Origin of the sequence: Cellvibrio sp. UBA7661, from assembly GCA_002483365.1 — a bacterium.
In the GTDB taxonomy this organism is placed as follows: Bacteria; Pseudomonadota; Gammaproteobacteria; order Pseudomonadales; family Cellvibrionaceae; genus Cellvibrio.
In genome coordinates this window covers 1,519-2,020 of the sequence record DLHT01000015.1, presented here as the reverse complement: position 1 = coordinate 2,020, position 502 = coordinate 1,519, and the positions used below count along the sequence as shown (strand labels likewise).

The following is a 502-nucleotide window of genomic DNA, read 5'->3' as shown; positions in this document are numbered from 1 at the left end:
GGTGCACGGTTAATTTCATCGGCCAATAATAAATTAGTGAACGCAGGGCCGCGACGAATTTCAAATTCCTGTTTGGCCATATTAAACATGGCATGACCAGTAACGTCGCTGGGCATTAAATCGGGTGTGAATTGCACACGGGTAAATTGTCCGCCAAAGCATTTTGCAAGGCTGCGCACCAGCAGGGTTTTTCCTAAGCCAGGCACACCTTCAATTAATACGTGACCGCGCGCGATTAATGCAACCAGCACTTGTTCGATGATTGCATCCTGGCCGATCAGATTTTTTTTGATTTCATTTAATAAATTATTGGCAACTGTGCTCGCTTGTTGCAAACGGTTCTGCAAGCTTTCTTCAGTGTCCGTACTTTTGTTATCAATGCTGTCGTGGGTGTTATTTATGTCAGTCATAGTTGCTTCCTGATGGTTTGCAAATGTGCGATGGCGGTTGCGAATTCTTGTGGGTGCTGCAAATTGTCGGCAAAGAGTGCATGTTTAATTGC

The 502-nt window shown here is 44.8% G+C and carries 1 protein-coding gene; it reads right to left on the bottom strand.

Annotation, left to right across the window (positions count from 1 at the left end):
* Nucleotides 1–410: AAA family ATPase (locus B2739_RS12140; RefSeq protein WP_331346123.1), on the bottom strand; the 410-nt coding region annotated here is incomplete at its 3' end.
* Nucleotides 411–502: the final 92 nt, after the last annotated feature.